General features: G+C 58.9%; 2 protein-coding genes and 1 pseudogene. All 3 read right to left on the minus strand.

All coding sequences use genetic code 11. The features are described 5' to 3' along the window. Nucleotides 1–185: large ribosomal subunit protein uL22 (locus tag AAE045_RS24085; RefSeq protein WP_455549820.1), on the minus strand; the 185-nt coding region annotated here is incomplete at its 3' end. A 6-nt stretch (nt 186–191) separates the two neighbouring features. Then, nucleotides 192–461, minus strand: a complete 270-nt coding sequence (rpsS, locus tag AAE045_RS24090) for a 30S ribosomal protein S19 (protein ID WP_019186148.1) — start codon at nt 459–461, stop codon at nt 192–194. Between the two features lie 6 nt (nt 462–467). Continuing rightward, nucleotides 468–557 (minus strand): annotated as a pseudogene (locus AAE045_RS24095) (50S ribosomal protein L2); the annotation flags it as partial.

A 557-nucleotide genomic window follows, 5' to 3' on the forward strand; every position in this document is an offset into this window, starting at 1 on the left:
TTCTCGGCGTTTGCAATAGCCGACTCCACCACCTTCTTGATCAGGTGGGCAGCCTTCTTGTCCGAGAACTTCAGCAGGTTGACCGCACGCTCGGCCGGCAGGCCACGCACCTGGTCAGCGACCAGGCGGGCTTTCTGCGCAGAGATGCGCGCGGAGCGCAGGATTGCTTTCGCTTCCATTGTCATCTCTCCTTACTTGCCCGACTTCTTGTCACCACCGTGACCCTTGAAGGTCCGGGTGATGGCAAATTCGCCGAGCTTGTGGCCGACCATGTTCTCGTTGACGAGCACCGGAACGTGGTTCTTACCGTTATGAACGGCGATGGTGACGCCTACCATTTCCGGCAGGATCATCGAACGGCGCGACCAGGTCTTGATCGGCTTCTTGCTACCCGCAGCGGCTTCCACCTTCTTGATGAGGTGGTGATCGACAAACGGGCCCTTCTTGAGTGAACGTGCCATGGTCGATTAGCCCCTACGATCGCGGACGATGAATTGCTGGGTGCGCTTGTTATGGCGCGTCTTGTAACCCTTGGTCGGGACACCCCACGGGGTGAC

The sequence above is a fragment of the Dryocola clanedunensis genome, assembly GCF_038405435.1.
Taxonomy (GTDB): Bacteria; Pseudomonadota; Gammaproteobacteria; order Enterobacterales; family Enterobacteriaceae; genus Dryocola; species Dryocola clanedunensis_A.

Excerpts from the sequence above, each read along its gene's own strand:
- rpsS (WP_019186148.1), bottom strand. The coding sequence starts at position 461 with ATGGCACGTTCACTCAAGAAGGGCCCGTTTGTCGATCACCACCTCATC.